Annotated in this window: 13 protein-coding genes, 1 tRNA gene, 1 pseudogene and 1 riboswitch; of the genes and pseudogenes, 12 read left to right on the top strand and 3 right to left on the bottom strand. The window is 40.9% G+C overall.

From position 1 onward, the window contains the following. The first annotated feature begins 44 nt into the window (after positions 1–44). From A6755_RS22485 to A6755_RS22475, 3 genes are read left to right on the top strand one after another with little or no spacing between them, the layout of a single operon-like run. Positions 45–1232: a M20 family metallopeptidase gene (locus A6755_RS22485; RefSeq protein ID WP_063592013.1), complete on the top strand. Its 1188-nt coding sequence runs from the start codon at positions 45–47 to the stop codon at positions 1230–1232. Between the two features lie 12 nt (positions 1233–1244). Next, positions 1245–1445: a DUF3311 domain-containing protein gene (locus A6755_RS22480; protein ID WP_063592012.1), complete on the top strand. Its 201-nt coding sequence runs from the start codon at positions 1245–1247 to the stop codon at positions 1443–1445. Beyond that, positions 1442–2941 (top strand): sodium:solute symporter family protein, encoded by a 1500-nt coding sequence (locus A6755_RS22475; RefSeq protein ID WP_063592011.1) that lies wholly within the window; start codon positions 1442–1444, stop codon positions 2939–2941. Before A6755_RS22480 ends, A6755_RS22475 begins: the two co-directional genes overlap by 4 nt. 294 nt (positions 2942–3235) lie before the next feature. Here the strand turns inward: A6755_RS22475 and A6755_RS28035 are convergent, their stop codons facing one another. Together A6755_RS28035 and A6755_RS22470 are read right to left on the bottom strand one after the other, a co-directional pair. Then, entirely contained in the window at positions 3236–3364 is a 129-nt protein-coding gene (locus A6755_RS28035; RefSeq protein ID WP_258832991.1) for a hypothetical protein, read from the bottom strand. Positions 3365–4489: 1125 nt separating this feature from the next. Beyond that, on the bottom strand, positions 4490–5821 hold the full coding sequence (locus A6755_RS22470; RefSeq protein ID WP_063592010.1) for an alpha/beta hydrolase family protein: 1332 nt from the start codon (positions 5819–5821) through the stop codon (positions 4490–4492). 336 nt (positions 5822–6157) lie between these two features. Then, positions 6158–6323, top strand: a riboswitch (M-box (ykoK) riboswitch). A gap of 268 nt (positions 6324–6591) precedes the next feature. On the opposite strand from A6755_RS22470, the pseudogene mgtE reads away from it, so the two are divergent. The 5 genes and pseudogenes from mgtE to A6755_RS22445 all read left to right on the top strand — a co-directional run bounded on the left by mgtE (position 6592) and on the right by A6755_RS22445 (position 10407). Continuing rightward, a pseudogene (mgtE, locus tag A6755_RS22460) lies at positions 6592–7949 on the top strand (magnesium transporter). 312 nt (positions 7950–8261) lie between these two features. Next, positions 8262–9290 (top strand): NADP-dependent oxidoreductase, encoded by a 1029-nt coding sequence (locus tag A6755_RS22455; RefSeq protein ID WP_034315195.1) that lies wholly within the window; start codon positions 8262–8264, stop codon positions 9288–9290. Between the two features lie 156 nt (positions 9291–9446). Continuing rightward, the gene (locus A6755_RS28030) at positions 9447–9581 is read left to right on the top strand and encodes a hypothetical protein (protein ID WP_283867164.1); all 135 of its coding nucleotides are present in this window, start codon (positions 9447–9449) and stop codon (positions 9579–9581) included. A 147-nt stretch (positions 9582–9728) separates the two neighbouring features. After that, positions 9729–10142: a YbjN domain-containing protein gene (locus A6755_RS22450; protein WP_034315193.1), complete on the top strand. Its 414-nt coding sequence runs from the start codon at positions 9729–9731 to the stop codon at positions 10140–10142. 191 nt (positions 10143–10333) lie between these two features. Beyond that, positions 10334–10407, top strand: a tRNA-Gly gene (locus A6755_RS22445). Between the two features lie 1533 nt (positions 10408–11940). On the opposite strand, the gene A6755_RS22430 is transcribed toward A6755_RS22445, so the two are convergent. Then, complete coding sequence (locus A6755_RS22430; RefSeq protein WP_063592008.1) at positions 11941–12609, bottom strand: B3/B4 domain-containing protein; 669 nt, start codon at positions 12607–12609, stop codon at positions 11941–11943. Positions 12610–12714: 105 nt separating this feature from the next. On the opposite strand from A6755_RS22430, the gene queG reads away from it, so the two are divergent. From queG to nfsA, 4 genes are all read left to right on the top strand, one after another. Further along, the gene (queG, locus tag A6755_RS22425) at positions 12715–13854 is read left to right on the top strand and encodes a tRNA epoxyqueuosine(34) reductase QueG (RefSeq protein WP_063592007.1); all 1140 of its coding nucleotides are present in this window, start codon (positions 12715–12717) and stop codon (positions 13852–13854) included. A 193-nt stretch (positions 13855–14047) separates the two neighbouring features. After that, on the top strand, positions 14048–14905 hold the full coding sequence (locus A6755_RS22420) for an amidase domain-containing protein (protein WP_063592006.1): 858 nt from the start codon (positions 14048–14050) through the stop codon (positions 14903–14905). Between the two features lie 67 nt (positions 14906–14972). Next, a complete protein-coding gene (gene trmL, locus A6755_RS22415; protein ID WP_034315177.1) occupies positions 14973–15461 on the top strand; it encodes a tRNA (uridine(34)/cytosine(34)/5-carboxymethylaminomethyluridine(34)-2'-O)-methyltransferase TrmL in 489 nt (162 codons plus the stop codon). 76 nt (positions 15462–15537) lie between these two features. Beyond that, positions 15538–16287 carry an oxygen-insensitive NADPH nitroreductase gene (gene nfsA / locus A6755_RS22410; protein ID WP_063592005.1) on the top strand — a complete coding sequence of 250 codons (750 nt, stop codon included), beginning with the start codon at positions 15538–15540 and terminating at the stop codon, positions 16285–16287. Positions 16288–16298: the final 11 nt, after the last annotated feature.

Raw genomic sequence — 16298 nt, 5'->3', positions numbered from 1 at the left:
TTAAAAGTTGCTGTTTAAAATCAAACGAAAAGGGGTTGTAGCGTATGTCTCAAACCATAATGATTCATGATTTGATCGAGGCCGTTAAAGATGAAGTGATTGCTTGGAGAAGATATTTACATAAGTATCCGGAGCTGTCTTTTCAGGAGGAAAAAACAGCACAGTTTGTTTATGAAAAGCTGCAAACTTTTGGTGAATTGGAAATTTCACGTCCGACAAAAACGAGTATAATGGCTCGTTTGATCGGTCAGCAGCCTGGGAAGGTCATTGCACTTCGGGCAGATATGGATGCGCTTCCAATTGAAGAAGAAAACGATTTTGACTTTGTATCACAGAATTCAGGAGTCATGCATGCTTGCGGACATGATGGGCATACGGCGATGCTGCTCGGAACAGCAAAAATCTTTGCACAGATAAAGGAACAAATTAAAGGGGAGGTGCGTTTTTTATTTCAACATGCTGAGGAACTGCCGCCAGGTGGAGCTCAAGAAATGGTGAGTGCTGGTGCGCTTGATGGGGTTGATATGATCATTGGCACCCATCTCTTGTCGACTCTTCCTTTAGGGAAAATTGGTTTGGGTTACGGTCCGATAATGGCTGGGGCCGATACTTTTAACATCACCTTGGTGGGGAAAGGGGGGCACGCCTCACAACCTGAACTTACCGTCGATCCAATTGCAATTGGAACACAGGTGGTATCGAATCTCCAGCACATTGTTTCGCGGTATCGTGATACCCAGGAAGCTCTGGTGATTTCAGTGACTCAGTTCCATGGGGGAAGTGCGATTAATGTTATTCCAAGTACGGTAAGCATTGGTGGATCAGTTCGAAGCTTTAATCCACAACTGCAGGTAGAAATCCCGAATTTTATCGAACGGATAGTAAAAGGGATTACTGAAGCACATGGAGCTACATATGATTTCGATTATCAATTTGGTTATGCTCCTACCATTAATGATGAAGAAGTTACCCGATTGATGGACGAAACGGTTTGTGAATTATTTGGTGAAGAAAGTCGAGAGATTTTAAAGCCAATTATGGGAAGTGAAGACTTCTCTGCTTTTCAAGAAGTAGTTCCAGGAACTTATATTGGAATAGGGGCTCGTAATGAAGAAAAAGGGATTATATATCCTCACCATCATCCTAAATTTACAGTCGATGAACAGGCTTTACAAAATGGGGTGAAGTTATATGTTCATGGGACTTTAAAAATGTTAAATCTAGCATATTAGGGGGCTAAGAGAATGAAAAAGATATATTGGCTCGGAATTATCCCGTTTCTTGGTTTTGTCGTTGGTGCCTTGTTTACAAATAAAGTGACTCCCTATGTTCTGGGTATGCCATTTTTTCATTTTTGGATTGTACTCTGGTCTGTTCTGACCACAGGTATAATGTGGGTTATTTATCTACTTGATCCTGCTAATGAGGAGGGGGATTCAAGATGAATATTGCCGTTCTTTTCATCCTGTTTTTTTTCGTCATTTCCGTTTTGATCGGTATCCAGGCTAAAAAAGGGAAAGAAATGAACTTGGAACAATGGTCGGTTGGAGGCCGCGGAATGGGAGCCCTTTTGATTTTCCTTTTATCTGCAGGTGAAATGTATACTACCTTTACCTTTTTAGGTGCAAGTGGCTCAGCTTATGGGGAAGGTGGTTCCATCTTTAGTATTGTCACATATGGCTGTCTGGCTACAGTCATCTCCTATTGGACATTTCCGGCAATCTGGAGGTATGCAAAGAAGCATCAATTAGTTTCCCAATCTGATTTTTTTGTAAATAAATATCAAAGTCCCTATCTTGGTGTACTTGTTGCGGTTATAGGTGTTATAGCTTGTACTTGCTACTTGGTCCTGCAATTGAAGGGATTAGGATATATCGTGTTTGCAACATCATATGGGGCAATCTCTTCTACAGCTGCCATTTGGGTTGGAGCAATAGGTGTTACCATTTTTGTAATGGTTTCCGGTATTCATGGCTCAGCCAGGACAGCTATTTTGAAGGATATTCTGATTCTGGGCATTATCGTATTTCTAGGGGTTTATTTCCCCATGCATTATTATGGCGGGCTTCAGCCTATGTATGAGGCCATTGAACAGGCAAAGCCGAACTTTACCATACTCCCAGATCAAGGAATGAGCTTATCGTGGTATATATCGACCGTTATATTAAGCTCTATTGGATTTTATATGTGGCCGCACGGGTTTTCTCCTATTTATGCTGCCTCTAGCGAGAAAGCCTTAAGAAAAAATGCAATCCTAATGCCATTGTACCAATTGATTTTATTGTTTGCCTTTTTTGTTGGATTCGCTGCTATCTTACAAACACCAGGATTAAAAGGAAGCGACGCCGATCTGATCTTGCTGCAGCTTTCTAAACAGGATTTTGATCCATGGTTTGTGGGCTTAATCGGTGGTACAGGCGTGTTAGCCGCTCTAGTTCCATGTTCCATGCTGTTGATGTCTATATCAACGTTGCTTTCGAAAAATGTATATAGCGTATTCACTCCATCAGCAACGGAAAAACAGATTGCAAAACTGGTAAAATACATGGTTCCGCTTATTTCTCTTTTAGGAATATACTTGACCTTTCAGGGTGGAAATACCCTCTTTAGTCTCGCGTTAATCGCCTATAATTTCATCACACAACTAGCTCCTGCCTTTTTCGCCAGTTTGATGAGAAATAATTTTGTAACCAAACATGGAGCATTTGCCGGGATTATAACAGGAGGAGTGCTAGTTTCCATCATGGAACTGGGGAATATAAAAATTGGTCAACTGTTTCCTTATCTTCCTCAGGCAATAAAAGACCTGAATGTGGGTATTATCGCTCTATTTGTTAACATTGTTGTTTTAGTGGTGGTCAGTTTGATGACAAAAAACTTTACTTATACGCATCAAGATACTGATGATTTGGAGACATCAACACTAGAGCAGAAGATCTAATGCAAAAAGAATCGAATAGCTAACTCAGCATGATTTTTCACATTCACATCCGGTTTAAATATGTAAAACGAATTCCTTCCAATTAAAACTTTCCTGGGGTCAGTTTTGCACCACTCCATTTACAGTTTGGAACGCTTTTAATGAATTGGGCTTTGTGGAATCAAAGCTGGTCCAGTCTACACAGGATAATTCAATGATCGCTAGAAGGGACCTTTGAGAATTGTTCTTTTTAACAATGAAGAGTGCCTGCAATTGAAACAAACCGGTCTGAATATGACCGGTTTGTTTCATTAGTTACTCTGATTTAGAGCTCTGATCTTTATTTCTTTTATTTCCTTTGCTGTTGTCCCCACTAACAGGGGTTTGTCCGTGTAATTGCGGCGAATTTTGGTTACGGCTGCCTTTATTGAATTTTTTTGTCATGTCTCACATCTCCTTTCTTTTTTCAAATACAGTTTGTCCTTTTTTGGAGAACTTATGTTTCTAATATTTTTCATTCACGGCTAGTAAGGTGGCTCAGTAGGGAGGATAGGTAGAATAATCATTACCTGTTGAAAAAAGCTCAGCCCTATGGAGTTACGGAGGACTGAGTTAATGTCTTAAAACGCTTGTCGGGCATCCAGGTTATCAATCTGGAACCAGTAAGGGGAATTGCCATTCGCCTTTGAGGGGTCTTGCGCAGACAAGGCGTACAAATTGGCTGTTATGACGGTTGAAAGTGCTAATAATGAAGATAAAATAATCGTAAGGGAATGTTCGTAGAATCATTTAACATAGTTCATTCAAGAGGTTTTAATTACATAATTCTTACTTTATTTTTAAAAAGCTTGCAGTAGTAGTTTGTAGCTCTGAAAAAAAGAACAGTATATACAGATAACTGATTTCAAGGATACATGTGGCATTCTTTTTTAAAGCATGCATGAGTGATCCTTCCTTTCTTATTGTAATTTCATCAATTATACTAATGAATTTATACAAAATCTTCCTCTTTGTTAGATTACCTGCCATTGTTTTTCTGGATGTGCGATTTTGTTGAAACAGGATCGTTCACCATGGCCAACTGATGCCATGTATATGAAGGAGGGCTACTTTACGTGGCTCAATAAACGCCTCGATAGAATATATCTAGGTGCTATTTTGGGAATGACAAAAAATGATTTTGGCTTGTACAAATTTGGACGTTGATTTCCACTTCAGGCACCGCTTTCCGCGGGCGGTCGGGGAGCCTCCTCGGTTTGCGCCTGCGGGGTCTCCCCTGAACGCGCTTTTCCCGCAGGAGTCTCGCACCTTCCGTTCCAATCAACTATGTTTTAAGTTTAAGATAGAACCCTTTTGTTTTTTTATATAGAATTTATTTAAAATGCTTTTAACTCATCCAATAAACTATTCAATTCAAATTTTTAGTGATCTTCATTTCTTTTAGTAATACAAAACACTTATGGGATACCCAGGGCTAAGATGAAACAACCTAAAAAGATTATTCACCCTAATATTGTAGGTACAAGAATCATTTGAGTGATCTTTGCAAACCCGGGGGAGACACAATTCTCAATTGGTATTTTTACTGGTGATGTCATTTTTGTTTAAAAATTCAATGATTCCACTCACCAATCCAGAGGATAATGGCAGTTCAGGATTTGTATAGGTTGCTAAATTTCCTGCTCGATCTTCAGGGGCTTCTTTCAATACATGATTCATCTTTTCGATTATAAGTAATTCTGAATCGCTTTTTTCCTCATGTAACGCTTTTGCATTAGTTGCCGGTACTTGAATGTCTCTATTGCCGTTTACGATTAGAACAGGGATATTCAGTTCCTTTACTGATTCTAGCGGGTTATATTGAATCCAAGAAATCATGTAAGGCTGAACAGAGGGGCGGAATACACTTTGCAGATCAGCACTGACGGTCTCGACTTGTTTTCCTTGTTTTAGCTTTGCCAGTATAACTTTGGATTCCGTTAATAACGCCGGTGTAAGCTGCTCTTCAAGCTGTTTGATGAGAACTTGGTCAATAGGTTCGCCTGCACCCGCCAATGAAATGAATATGTCTGTTTCTGTTTTCTTTGCGGCTGCCATTCCAATTAACGAGCCTTCGCTATGGCCGATGATGCCGACTTTTGAAAAACGGCCATCCTTTTTGGCAAATTGGACCCAGGCAGCTGCATCATCAATATACTGTTCAAATCTCAGGTCCTCTTCTTTTCCTGCCAATTGCATATTTTCACCAATTCCTCGCTTATCATACCTGATGCTTGCAATCCCTTTTTCAGCAAGACTTTCGGCTAACATTTTCAAACTATTATTTTTCCCGGGATTTGCAATGGTGTTACCATCTTTATCGGTCGGCCCGGAACCCGCAATTATAATCATCACAGGAAAAGGCCCTTCATGTTTTGGTGTTTCTAAAAGGCCTTTAATGGTTCCGTTCTTTAAGTCGGCCTGCACGATTTCACCTGATTCTTTTTCTTCAACTGCCTGATCGGATTTCTTGAGCAATTCAAAAGGGAAGGCTTGCCCTTTTTGAACAAATGTTCCTGAAATCTTATCCTGATTTACTTTCCCATCAAACGTAATTTGCTGATTTTGGATTTTCATATCAAAAAACAAGTCTGATTCACTTAACCTTACACTTGTTAAGGGGAATTCGTTCAACCCTTGAACAGGAATGCTTATCGTTCCATCTTTCTTCGTAAAATGAACAATGATTGGAAGCGGTTGATTGGGGATCTTAATATCTCCTTCCCATCTGCCTTCAATAGCATTCAATGAGCTCACTTCCTTCGATTTCTCTTCCACCTGTACCTCGTCCTTGGTTCTGCAACCTGCGATTAATAAAGCAGCACTTACGATAATACATATAATCGACAAAATTTTTTTCATTTGAGCCAGTTCCTTTCTTGAAATAATTAGACTCAGTCATTGGATATCCGTCTTCATTATAAGTAAGTTTCAATATATAATTCCAATATTTTCCCTTGTAGTTGCATGTATTTCTCCGTTGTATCCTTTTAAAAAGGGTGGCAATTGTGGCTGTTAAGAGGGAATTTTTTAAAAAATATCGAAGGGACATTCAATCAGACATAATAACCGGGAGAGCAAAAGTCGGTGTTTTTTTTCAGGTAACTTTTTGGGGGATGGATATCAGGTCAAAATTAGAATTATTTGAATTAACCATTGACATCTAAATGAAACTCTTTTAGAGTGGATGTGTAAATTAAATATCCTCGTTAGGTGAGGCTCCTGTGTAGGAGATACGCTACTGCCCAAAAATGTCGAAAGACGCCAATGGGTCAACAGAAACCATCGACATAAGGTGGTTTTTAATGTAGCTGGCTTTGTCCTATGCCACACAGTGCTAAAGCTCTACGAATGGAGGAACTGGATTTATGCTTGTATTTGTCATTCAGTCATATACGGCTGTTTGTATTTGTCATCCAGACAATGTACGCATATATACCGTATTTAACACCTTCATTTGTAATGGAGGTGTTTTTATTTTTTTCCTGGAGGTGAGGGATTTGGATAACGATTCACGAAGACATACTCGTGAATGGAAACAAGATTTTGGAAGGGGAATAATAATATTTTTTTTACTTTTAATATTTAAGGGAAATATTTTTTGGCTCCCCTAAAAAGGAGTGAGAGACAAGATGATAAAAGTCCTGACGGAAGATCAAATGACTTTACAGATCATAAAGGTATTAAAAGAAGGAAAAAGAAAGAATTTCAAGCGATATTGGATGAACTCCAACCATATGACATTGCGCGTATTTTTGAGGGGCTCCCAGAAAAACATCATACACGCTTCTTGTTGTTACTCGATTCAGAACAAATCGCTGAACTGATTCAAGAAGTTGAGAAAGTCCATCAATTAAAAATTCTTAGTAAATTGGGAATAGAAAAATCCGGACATGTAATGGATTTAATGGATAATGATGATCTAGCTTCATTGTTAGAGGACCTATCCCCTGGAAAAATCGAAGAACTTCTTTCTGGCATGAAACAAGAAGAATCAAAAATCGTTCAAAATATCATGAATTATCCCCCTGAAACGGCAGGGAGAATCATGACAAACCGTTTTGTATGGATCCCCCAACATTATTCGGTGCGTGAATCAGTTGAAAAACTGAAAATCTTTGCGGAGTTTTCGGAAACGATCAACTATCTTTATGTAATAGATAATGGTAAAAAATTAGTAGGTGTTGTCTCGTATCGGGATTTAATAATAAATGATGAATCTGAAAAAATTCAAGATATTATGTACAGCCGGGTTATCTCCGTATCTGCAGATGAAGACCAAGAAGAGGTGGCTCGCGTTATCGAGCGATATGATTTTTTAGCAATTCCAGTAGTTGAAAAAAATAATGAGTTATTAGGAATTGTAACCGTCGATGATATTATTGATGTTGTCATTAAGGAAGCGAATGAAGATATTGAAAAATTATCGGCATCCGGTAAAGCTATAGACTTTGACACGAAGGCGCATGTGGCCGCATATCGTCGGCTGCCCTGGCTTATTTTACTTTTATTCATCGGATTAGTGTCCGGAACCATTATAAGCGGTTTTGAAGAAACCTTGTCCAAAGTTGTTGCACTTGCCTTCTTTATGCCGATGATCGCAGGGATGACTGGAAATACAGGCACTCAATCTTTAGCTGTTGTTGTAAGAGGCCTAATCACTAGTGATACGGATAAAGGAGTCGTGACCAGGCTCATTATACGGGAACTGAAAGTTGGCTTGATAATAGGCATCACCTGCGGAATATTAATTTCCATCATAGCTTATGTTTGGCAGGGAAATCCCGTTTTGGGATTAGTGGTGGGAAGTTCATTGGTGATGACCTTGATTATCGGGACTTTAGCTGGGACCATTATTCCTTTGATATTATATAAATTCAACATCGATCCCGCAGTTGCGTCTGGTCCGCTAATTACAACACTGAATGATATACTCTCGTTACTAATTTACTTTGGAATTGCAACGATGTTCATTTCAAAATTGATGTAGACTATCCATGAATTAGTTCATAAGAAGAATGGGCAGTAGCCCTGTAACGGAAAATAAAAAAAGAGTATTTCAAGCTGCGGCCTTTTTCCGGTATCCAATCGGGGAAAGGCCGTTAAATTTTTCTGGTGAGCGAAACGTTTATTAAAATGAAAAACATGGGACATAATAGGCTGTAGCAAGTTTGAGGTTTTCAGGAAAGGATACATAAATAGTGTTATGGAAGCAATAGCCAATCATTTTCTTTGACCTAAGAACTTCATCAGTGATACGCTTCTTTTCGAAATTACGTATTCAAACCAAGGAGGAACAATGATGACACAAACCAAACAACAAATAATCACCCTGGCAAATCGTCCGAAAGGTATGCCTTCGAAAGGGGATTTTAACTTTGTTGAGAGTGCAGTTCCCACACCGAAGGATAATGAGATTTTAGTACGTACACTATATTTATCTGTCGATCCATACATGCGTGGCAGAATGCAAGATACCAAATCATATATAGCTCCATTTGAATTGAATAAGGTCATCACGGGGGGCGTTGTTGCTGAAGTTGTTGAGTCGAAATCGAGTTCCTTCAAACAAGGGGATGTCGTTGTTGGGAATATCGACTGGGCAGAATACACAGTTGTCACTGAAAAGGAAATCCGTGTGATTGATCCCAAGGTGGCACCGGTCACAACTCATTTAGGGATTCTTGGAATGACAGGTTTAACTGCTTATTTTGGTTTGCTTGATATTGGTAAACCTCAAGAAGGTGAAACGGTAGTCGTTTCAGGAGCGGCTGGAGCAGTTGGTTCAGTAGTCGGACAAATTGCTAAGATTAAAGGTGCGAAGGTTGTTGGCATCGCTGGTTCGGATGAAAAACTTGAGTACTTAACGAAAGAGCTCGGGTTTGATGGAGCGGTAAATTATAAAAGTGATAGTTTTGCGACAGATTTAGCCAATGCTGTTCCTGATGGAGTCGATGTTTATTTCGATAATGTTGGCGGCGAGGTGTCCGATGCTGTTTTTACACTTTTGAATGCGAATGCCCGAATTCCATTATGCGGGGCGATTTCCTCATATAACGCGGAAGGAAAGGATCTAGGACCGCGTCTGCAATCGGCAATGATCAAAACCAGTGCACTAATGAAAGGTTTCACAGTTGGAAATTATGCTGCTAGATTCCAGGAGGGTGCTACGGAATTAGGTAAGTGGCTTCAAGAAGGAAAGCTTAAGTATGAAGAAACGATTATTGAAGGGTTCGAAAACACACCGGATGCATTTTTAGGTCTGTTTAAAGGAACGAACCTCGGAAAACAGCTTGTAAAAGTTGCGGAACCCGAATTCGCTCAACTATAAGTTTTATGGAAATAAAGCTGAGGAAGGTTCTTCGTTGTGATTTTTAAGCAGCTATAACAAAAGCGGCCTTTTTCGATATTCAATCGGGAAAAGGCCGTTTTCCTTTCAAGTAAATATATATTAGTGGTATCTCTTAAACCATTTGAAGGATAAACCATGACGATAGCGGCAGATAAAGGTCCACCACTTACGAATAAAGAAGTTCCTGAAATGGAACGATACTCAAAAATCCGCCAGAGAATTTTGGACCTGCAAGTAGCGCTTCAGTTTTGCGGAGAAGCAACTGGATAATCAATCCAGGAAGGGAGTTCATATATGAAACCCTTCCTTTTAAGGTCGCCCCTGTTAATAGGGGGAAATTGGCAGGATAATAGAAAAGTCTGTAAAAATGCTTGTTTTCATTATAAAATGGACTTATGAACAGAAAGGTGATGAACCATGTCAAACGTTGCTAAATTTCGTGATTTTTTAACTAGTGAGAAAATCTATATGAATGAGTTGAATGAAGATGGCACCACCTTTTTTAGAGCCGAGCAAAAGTTAAAGGACGGGTGGAAGGTCCTTTTAGTATTTGCTTTCAATCAAGATGAAAATGTGGCGGACTTATTTTGCTTTAATGTCGCCGAGTTGAAGAACCCTGAAAAGAAGCAGGATGTACATACACTGTTAAATGAATTTAATGCTAATTTCAGGTATTCCAAGCTTTATGAAGAAAATGGGACCATTTCGATTCGTTATTCATTCTCCATCGAGGGGGATATCGTACCGGATCTGGCGTTCAGGAAGTTAATCATGCTGCTTGAAACGGCACAACAGGTTTATCCGCGTTTAATGGAAGTCATTTGGTCTTAAATCATCATATAGGATGAAAAAAGTTCTCTGAATCAGAGGACTTTTTAACATACTTACTAGAGTGAATGAATATATTAACGTTACAATACGCTAATTATTAATTTTTTTTAAAAAAACTATTGCATTTTTTCACATTAAACTATATAATTAATTTTGTTGATTGGTAATTCGACAAACTTCTACAAGGATATGCGGGTGTAGTTTAGTGGTAAAACCTCAGCCTTCCAAGCTGATGATGAGGGTTCGATTCCCTTCACCCGCTCCAATACATACTCATAACGTAGGGTTTCGTTACCTGGAGAACGAAGCTTTGCGTTTAAATATTATTACAAGAATTCTACTGTTTACAGTGGGATTTTTTTATTGTCCAAATTGCCTGCATTTCATCGAAGCGGTAATACAGTATGTCATACCCAAAAAATTTTTGATTAATCCTTCATCCGGGAGTGTGGGGATTTCGATGCAGCACAAACTTAGTCAATATGATTAACTATTTTAGTAGAATCAGTTTGAATAAGTTTGTGCTTTTTTTGCTAATGGGGAAGAGAAAGGCGTGCCAGGCTTATGTAGCATCGTTGATTATCAATCGAAAGGCAGAAGGTAACCATTGCAAATCGGCTAGCCGGGACCTCGGAGACGTTTGCTTTGATGAGGCTTCGCAGACAGTCGGAGGGAAGGGAATGAATTTCTGGGGTAAAACGGAAAGTGTTTTTGAGGGTTAGCAAATCTGATCGTTGATTCCACTACAGGCACTCGCTTTCCGCGGGCGGTCCGCCCTTGGCTCTCGCCTTCGGTGTCTCCCTTGGCCACGCTTTCCCCGCAGGAGTCTCGTACCGTACGTTCCAATTTACTTTGTTTTATTTTGATAGAACCCTTTTGTCTACAAACTAGATAATAGTTGTTTGCCGACAGTCTTTTTTCTGTGGGTTTGTAAAATGGGAAGGTTGATTTCCACTTCAGGCACTCGCTTTCCGCGGGCGGGCGGGAGCCTCCTCGGCGCGCCTGCGGGGTCTCACATGCCACGCTTTTCCCGCAGGAGTCTCGTACCTTACGTTCCAATCAACTTTGTGTTTTAAAAGAAAAAACTGCAGGCCGGTTTCATCACGAACCATGTTTAAGACTAATTTATCTTTCATATTTTTTCCAATACTCCTTAATTGGATGGAAGAAAGTTGCGACACTCCTGCCGAAAACTGGCTAGCCGAGGCTCCGGAGACGTTTACGTCGAGGAGGCTTGGCAGACAGTCGGCGGAAAGGGAGCGGATTTCTGGAATCGACTGAAATGTAATTTAAGAATACCTGTAGGCTGGACTTTTCCCGAACCAAGTTTAAGACGGGGTGATCCTTGAGGTTTTTTACATTAATCCTTAAAAGATGGAAGAAATATGCGACACTCCTGCCGAGTAACTGGCTAGCCGAGGCCCCGGAGACGTTTACGTCGAGGAGGCTTGGCAGACAGTCGGCGGAAAGGGAGCGGATTTCTGGAATCGACTGAAATGTAATTTAAGAATACCTATAGGCTGGACTTTTCCCGAACCAAGTTTAAGACGAGGTGATCCTTGAGGTTTTTTACATTAATCCTTAAAGGATGGAAGAAATATGGGACATTCCAATAACTGGCTAGCCGAGACCCCGGAGACGTTTACGTCGAGGAGGCTTGGCAGACAGTCGGCGGAAAGGGAGCGGATTTCTGGAATCGACTGAAAAGAAAATTTTAAGAACCTTTTTCACTGGTTTTATTAAGTGGAACAATAATGAAAAAACCCCTTCCGATTGTGGAAAGGGTTTATTTCCGTAATTATCCTTCCATAACCGAGTAAGTCCCTTCACCACCGTGGATTTCAAGGAACATGTCCATCAAGGATTTCGTTAGCTGATTTGCTTCCGTGGTTGAAGTATTGGGTTGTAAATAAATGATTTGGATGGCTTTTTTCGTTTCCTCAGTGACTTTCGTGCGTTCTGAATCAACGTAGGGACTTCCGAATGCGCCAGCATGATCGGCTGAGGTAATCATATTTTCCATGGAATTGAAGCGACCGTTCAAACCGTCATACCCATCTGCCCCCTCGCCAATCTTAATCGAGATGTCTCCCGTTAATTTTTCAGCATCATAAATGCCGATCGGAACTTCATATAACAGTGAGAAGAAGTTATTCAAATCGATGGCCGAATGGATTGGTGTCAAGTAATTCTGTTTTTTCACGCGGCGGTATAGGGCTTCCACGGAGGGACGATACCGTGACGGGTTTGTTCCTGTAGCCTTGAAAATTTCCCGCCACACTTTAATGCCGGAAAAGTCGGTCAATTCCTTTTCTTCAAGGTCGAAGAATAGAGCTTCCTGAAATAGTTGAAGTCTTCCTTTCACCATTTGCGGGGAGGGACCGACTTCGATGTTTTCATATGTAATGACCCCGGCTTTGAATTCAGGGATTTTACTGCTAAGATTAGCTGATACGGTAATTTCCAACCGTTTCACCTCCAAAAATGATTGCAATTAGTTTATCATAGATAGCAATGGTTTGAAATGGATTCAAGCTTCAATGGGAATACTGAATGAACGTAGGTGATTAATATGGATATGAACGCATTCAAGCAAGAAGTGATTTTATATAGTAAGGAAATCGGCATCGATAAAATCGGCTTTACTTCGGCTACGGCTTTCACCGAACTGAAAGGTCGGCTGATACGTCAACAGGAACTGGATTACCAGTCAGGGTTTGAAGAAGCCGATATAGAAAAAAGGGTAAGGCCTGAATTGATATTCGATAAACCGCAATCCATCATTTCGATTGCGCTTGCTTATCCTTCGAAATTGAAGGATGCTCCGCAAAGTACAAAAAGTGAACGCCGCGGGATCTTTTGCCGGGCGTCTTGGGGAACGGATTATCATACCGTTCTCCGTAATAAATTGCAGTTACTTGAGAATTTCATTAAAGATAAAGTGCCAGGGGCAATGATGAAGTCCATGGTTGATACGGGTGAGTTATCAGATAGGGCAGTGGCTGAGCGTGCAGGTATTGGCTGGAGTGCAAAAAACAGTATGATCATCACACCTGAGTTCGGGTCTTATGTATACTTGGGAGATATGATCACCAACCTGCCGTTTGAACCGGATCAACCGATGGAAGATCAATGCGGGACATGCAATAAATGTGTCGATGTTTGCCCGACTGGAGCGCTCGTTCAGGGCGGGCAGCTAAATTCCAAGCGTTGCATTGCGTTCTTGACACAGACAAAAGGTTTCCTTCCGGATGAGTTCAGGACGAAAATAGGCAATCGTTTGTATGGATGTGATACATGCCAGACCGTTTGTCCGAAAAACAAAGGAATGGATTTTCATTTTCATGAAGAGATGGAACCCGATCCCGAGCTGGCGAAACCGCTGTTAAAACCCCTGCTTACGATTTCAAATCGGGACTTCAAAGAGACATACGGCCATGTATCTGGCTCTTGGCGCGGTAAAAAACCAATCCAACGAAATGCCATTTTAGCATTGGCCCATTTCAAAGATGAAACGGCATTGCCTCTATTGATACAGGTCATGAAGAATGATCCGCGACCCGTCATCAGGGGGACGGCGGCCTGGGCAGTTGGGAAAATTGGCCGGGAGCAGGCTGTTTCCGCATTGGAAGAAGCACGAATGAAGGAAAAGGATGAAGAGGTATTGGCGGAAATTGAGAAAGGACTGCAGTTTACCTTGGAAACAAAATAATATTTAAAATGCAGCCGCCTCGTAAATATAACGGGGCGGCTTTTTTGCTTAAGATATTTCGGGTGCTTCAAGGAAAATCTTTATAAAAAGTTTCATTATGGAGGATTGAAACTCCCACATTTATGAAGTTGTGTTTTTGTCCATGCCCTCGTACATACACATTAGCATAGATGGTAAGAAGGAGGGCATGAACTTGAGGGAACAATTGCAACGCCTTTTACAAGAAAGAGTGGAGTTTTATACTACAGATGATCTGGAACGGGGTGAAAGGAAGTTACATTTGAAGAAGAAAATGTTGAGGAACCGCGCCGCCGAAATTGTTCGGGTGAATGCGGCAGGCAAGGTACATTCGAAGAGAAAGGAAGACAGGGATACAGTCCTGACCTATCATGTCCATCTGCAATATCTATTGAAACAGGAAGATTCATTTTATATAGAAGAAGAACTGGAAGAAAGGGAGGCACGGTTTAGAAATGGGTATATAGTGGATGAAAATGAGTTGATTCCCAGCTTTGAAACCGAAGAGGCACCGCCAAAATGTGATCCAGGCGCAGATCGTCTCGCATATAGGTATGATCGAATGAAGGCCGTTCAATATGCCGAGCGTTGGTGGAATGAATTCAATCCGGCTTATTATAAATTCACCGATGATTGTACGAATTACATTTCACAATGTTTACATGCAGGGGGAATACCGATGTGGGGGGCGCCAAATAAAAGTAAGGGCTGGTGGATAAGGGGGAAAAGCTGGAGTTATACATGGACGACAGCCCATTCTTTATATCATCTGCTTAAAGCCGGGAATGCCATCAGGACAAAGCAGGTGGAGTCGGCCAAGGAATTGAATTTGGGCGATATCCTCTGCATAGATTTCGAAGGGGACGGACGGTTTGACCATAACTTGATTGTAACGGCGAAGGATCAGGACGGGATGCCGCTTGTGAATGCACATACGATGAACAGCCGTCACCGATATTGGACGTATGAGGATTCAACCAGATATACACCGAACATCGTTTATAAATTCTTTGTGATTTTGGATGGAGGGTGATAGGTTTTTAGTCTTTTTTGTTTAATGCTATAATTAAGGTGAAGTTCAAACTAGAGGTGAAAATGAAGTGTCAATACATGTAGTTTTATATCAACCACAGATTCCAGCAAATACAGGAAATATCGCAAGAACATGTGCAGGGACGGATACGTCTTTACATCTCATTCGCCCGCTCGGTTTCTCGACGGATGACAAACAGCTCAAACGGGCCGGGCTCGATTACTGGGAGAATGTAAAGATCCATTATTATGATTCGTTAGAAGAGTTTTTTGAAAGAAACGCCGGCGGTGAATTTTATTACTTGACGAAATTTGGGGAGCAGCCGCATTCCAGCTTCGATTACAGTGATCAAGAAAGTGAGATATTCTTCATTTTTGGCCGTGAAACGACGGGTCTCCCGAAAGATCTGATCCAAGAAAATATGGATCGGTGCCTGAGGATTCCAATGACGGATAAAGTACGTTCCCTTAATCTGTCGAACACGGCAGCCATCTTGGTTTATGAAGCACTTAGACAACAAAATTACCGTGAATTGGATTTGAAAACAAAAGGTTGAGTTTCATCAATACTGTCATCGGGGGCATTTCAGCCCCGATGATGGATACTTTACATATTCTTTAGGGGTGGGAGCATTGAATAACATTATTGAGAGGATTTTAGATCACCGTTCCATTCGTTCTTTTGAGGACAAGTTATTGTCTGGGGAGCAAATCAATACGATTGTGGAATGTGCCCAAGCTGCATCGACTTCAAGTTATATTCAAGCGTATTCAATCATAGGGGTAACCGACCCGGAAAAGAAAGCCAAGCTTGCCGAACTTGCTGGACCACAGTCATATGTAGAGAAGAATGGACATCTATTCGTCTTTTGCGCCGATTTATATCGTCAGGATATGGTTTCCGAAATGGAAAACACGGACCTGTCCGAATCGATTGAAAGTACCGAGAAATTCATGGTTGCCTGTATTGACGCGGCTCTAGCGGCCCAAAATGCAGCATTGGCGGCAGAATCGATGGATCTAGGCATTTGCTATATAGGCGGGATCCGCAATAATCTCCCGGAAGTGTCAGCGATTTTGAATATACCGCATCGTGTTATACCATTATTCGCTCTAGCGGTCGGATATCCGAAAAACCGTTCGGATAAAAAGCCGCGTTTGCCGTTGGCCAATATTTATCATGAAAATGGATATCAGGGGGATAAGCAAGAGTTCATCGGACAACTTGAAGAGTATAATGAAACGATTTCCAGTTATTATGAGCTTCGGAGTAAAGGTAAACGAAAAGACACCTGGACCGGGCAAATGGCAGGAATGCTTGGAAAGAAAAGCAGGCTGTACATGAAAGATTATGTTGAGAAGCAAGGATTTAAGAAACATTGATTAATGAAAAT

This window comes from Peribacillus frigoritolerans (genome assembly GCF_001636405.1).
In the GTDB taxonomy this organism is placed as follows: domain Bacteria; phylum Bacillota; class Bacilli; order Bacillales; family DSM-1321; genus Peribacillus; species Peribacillus frigoritolerans.
Note: the sequence above shows the minus strand (reverse complement) of the source record. Positions and strands in the feature narration are given on the sequence as shown.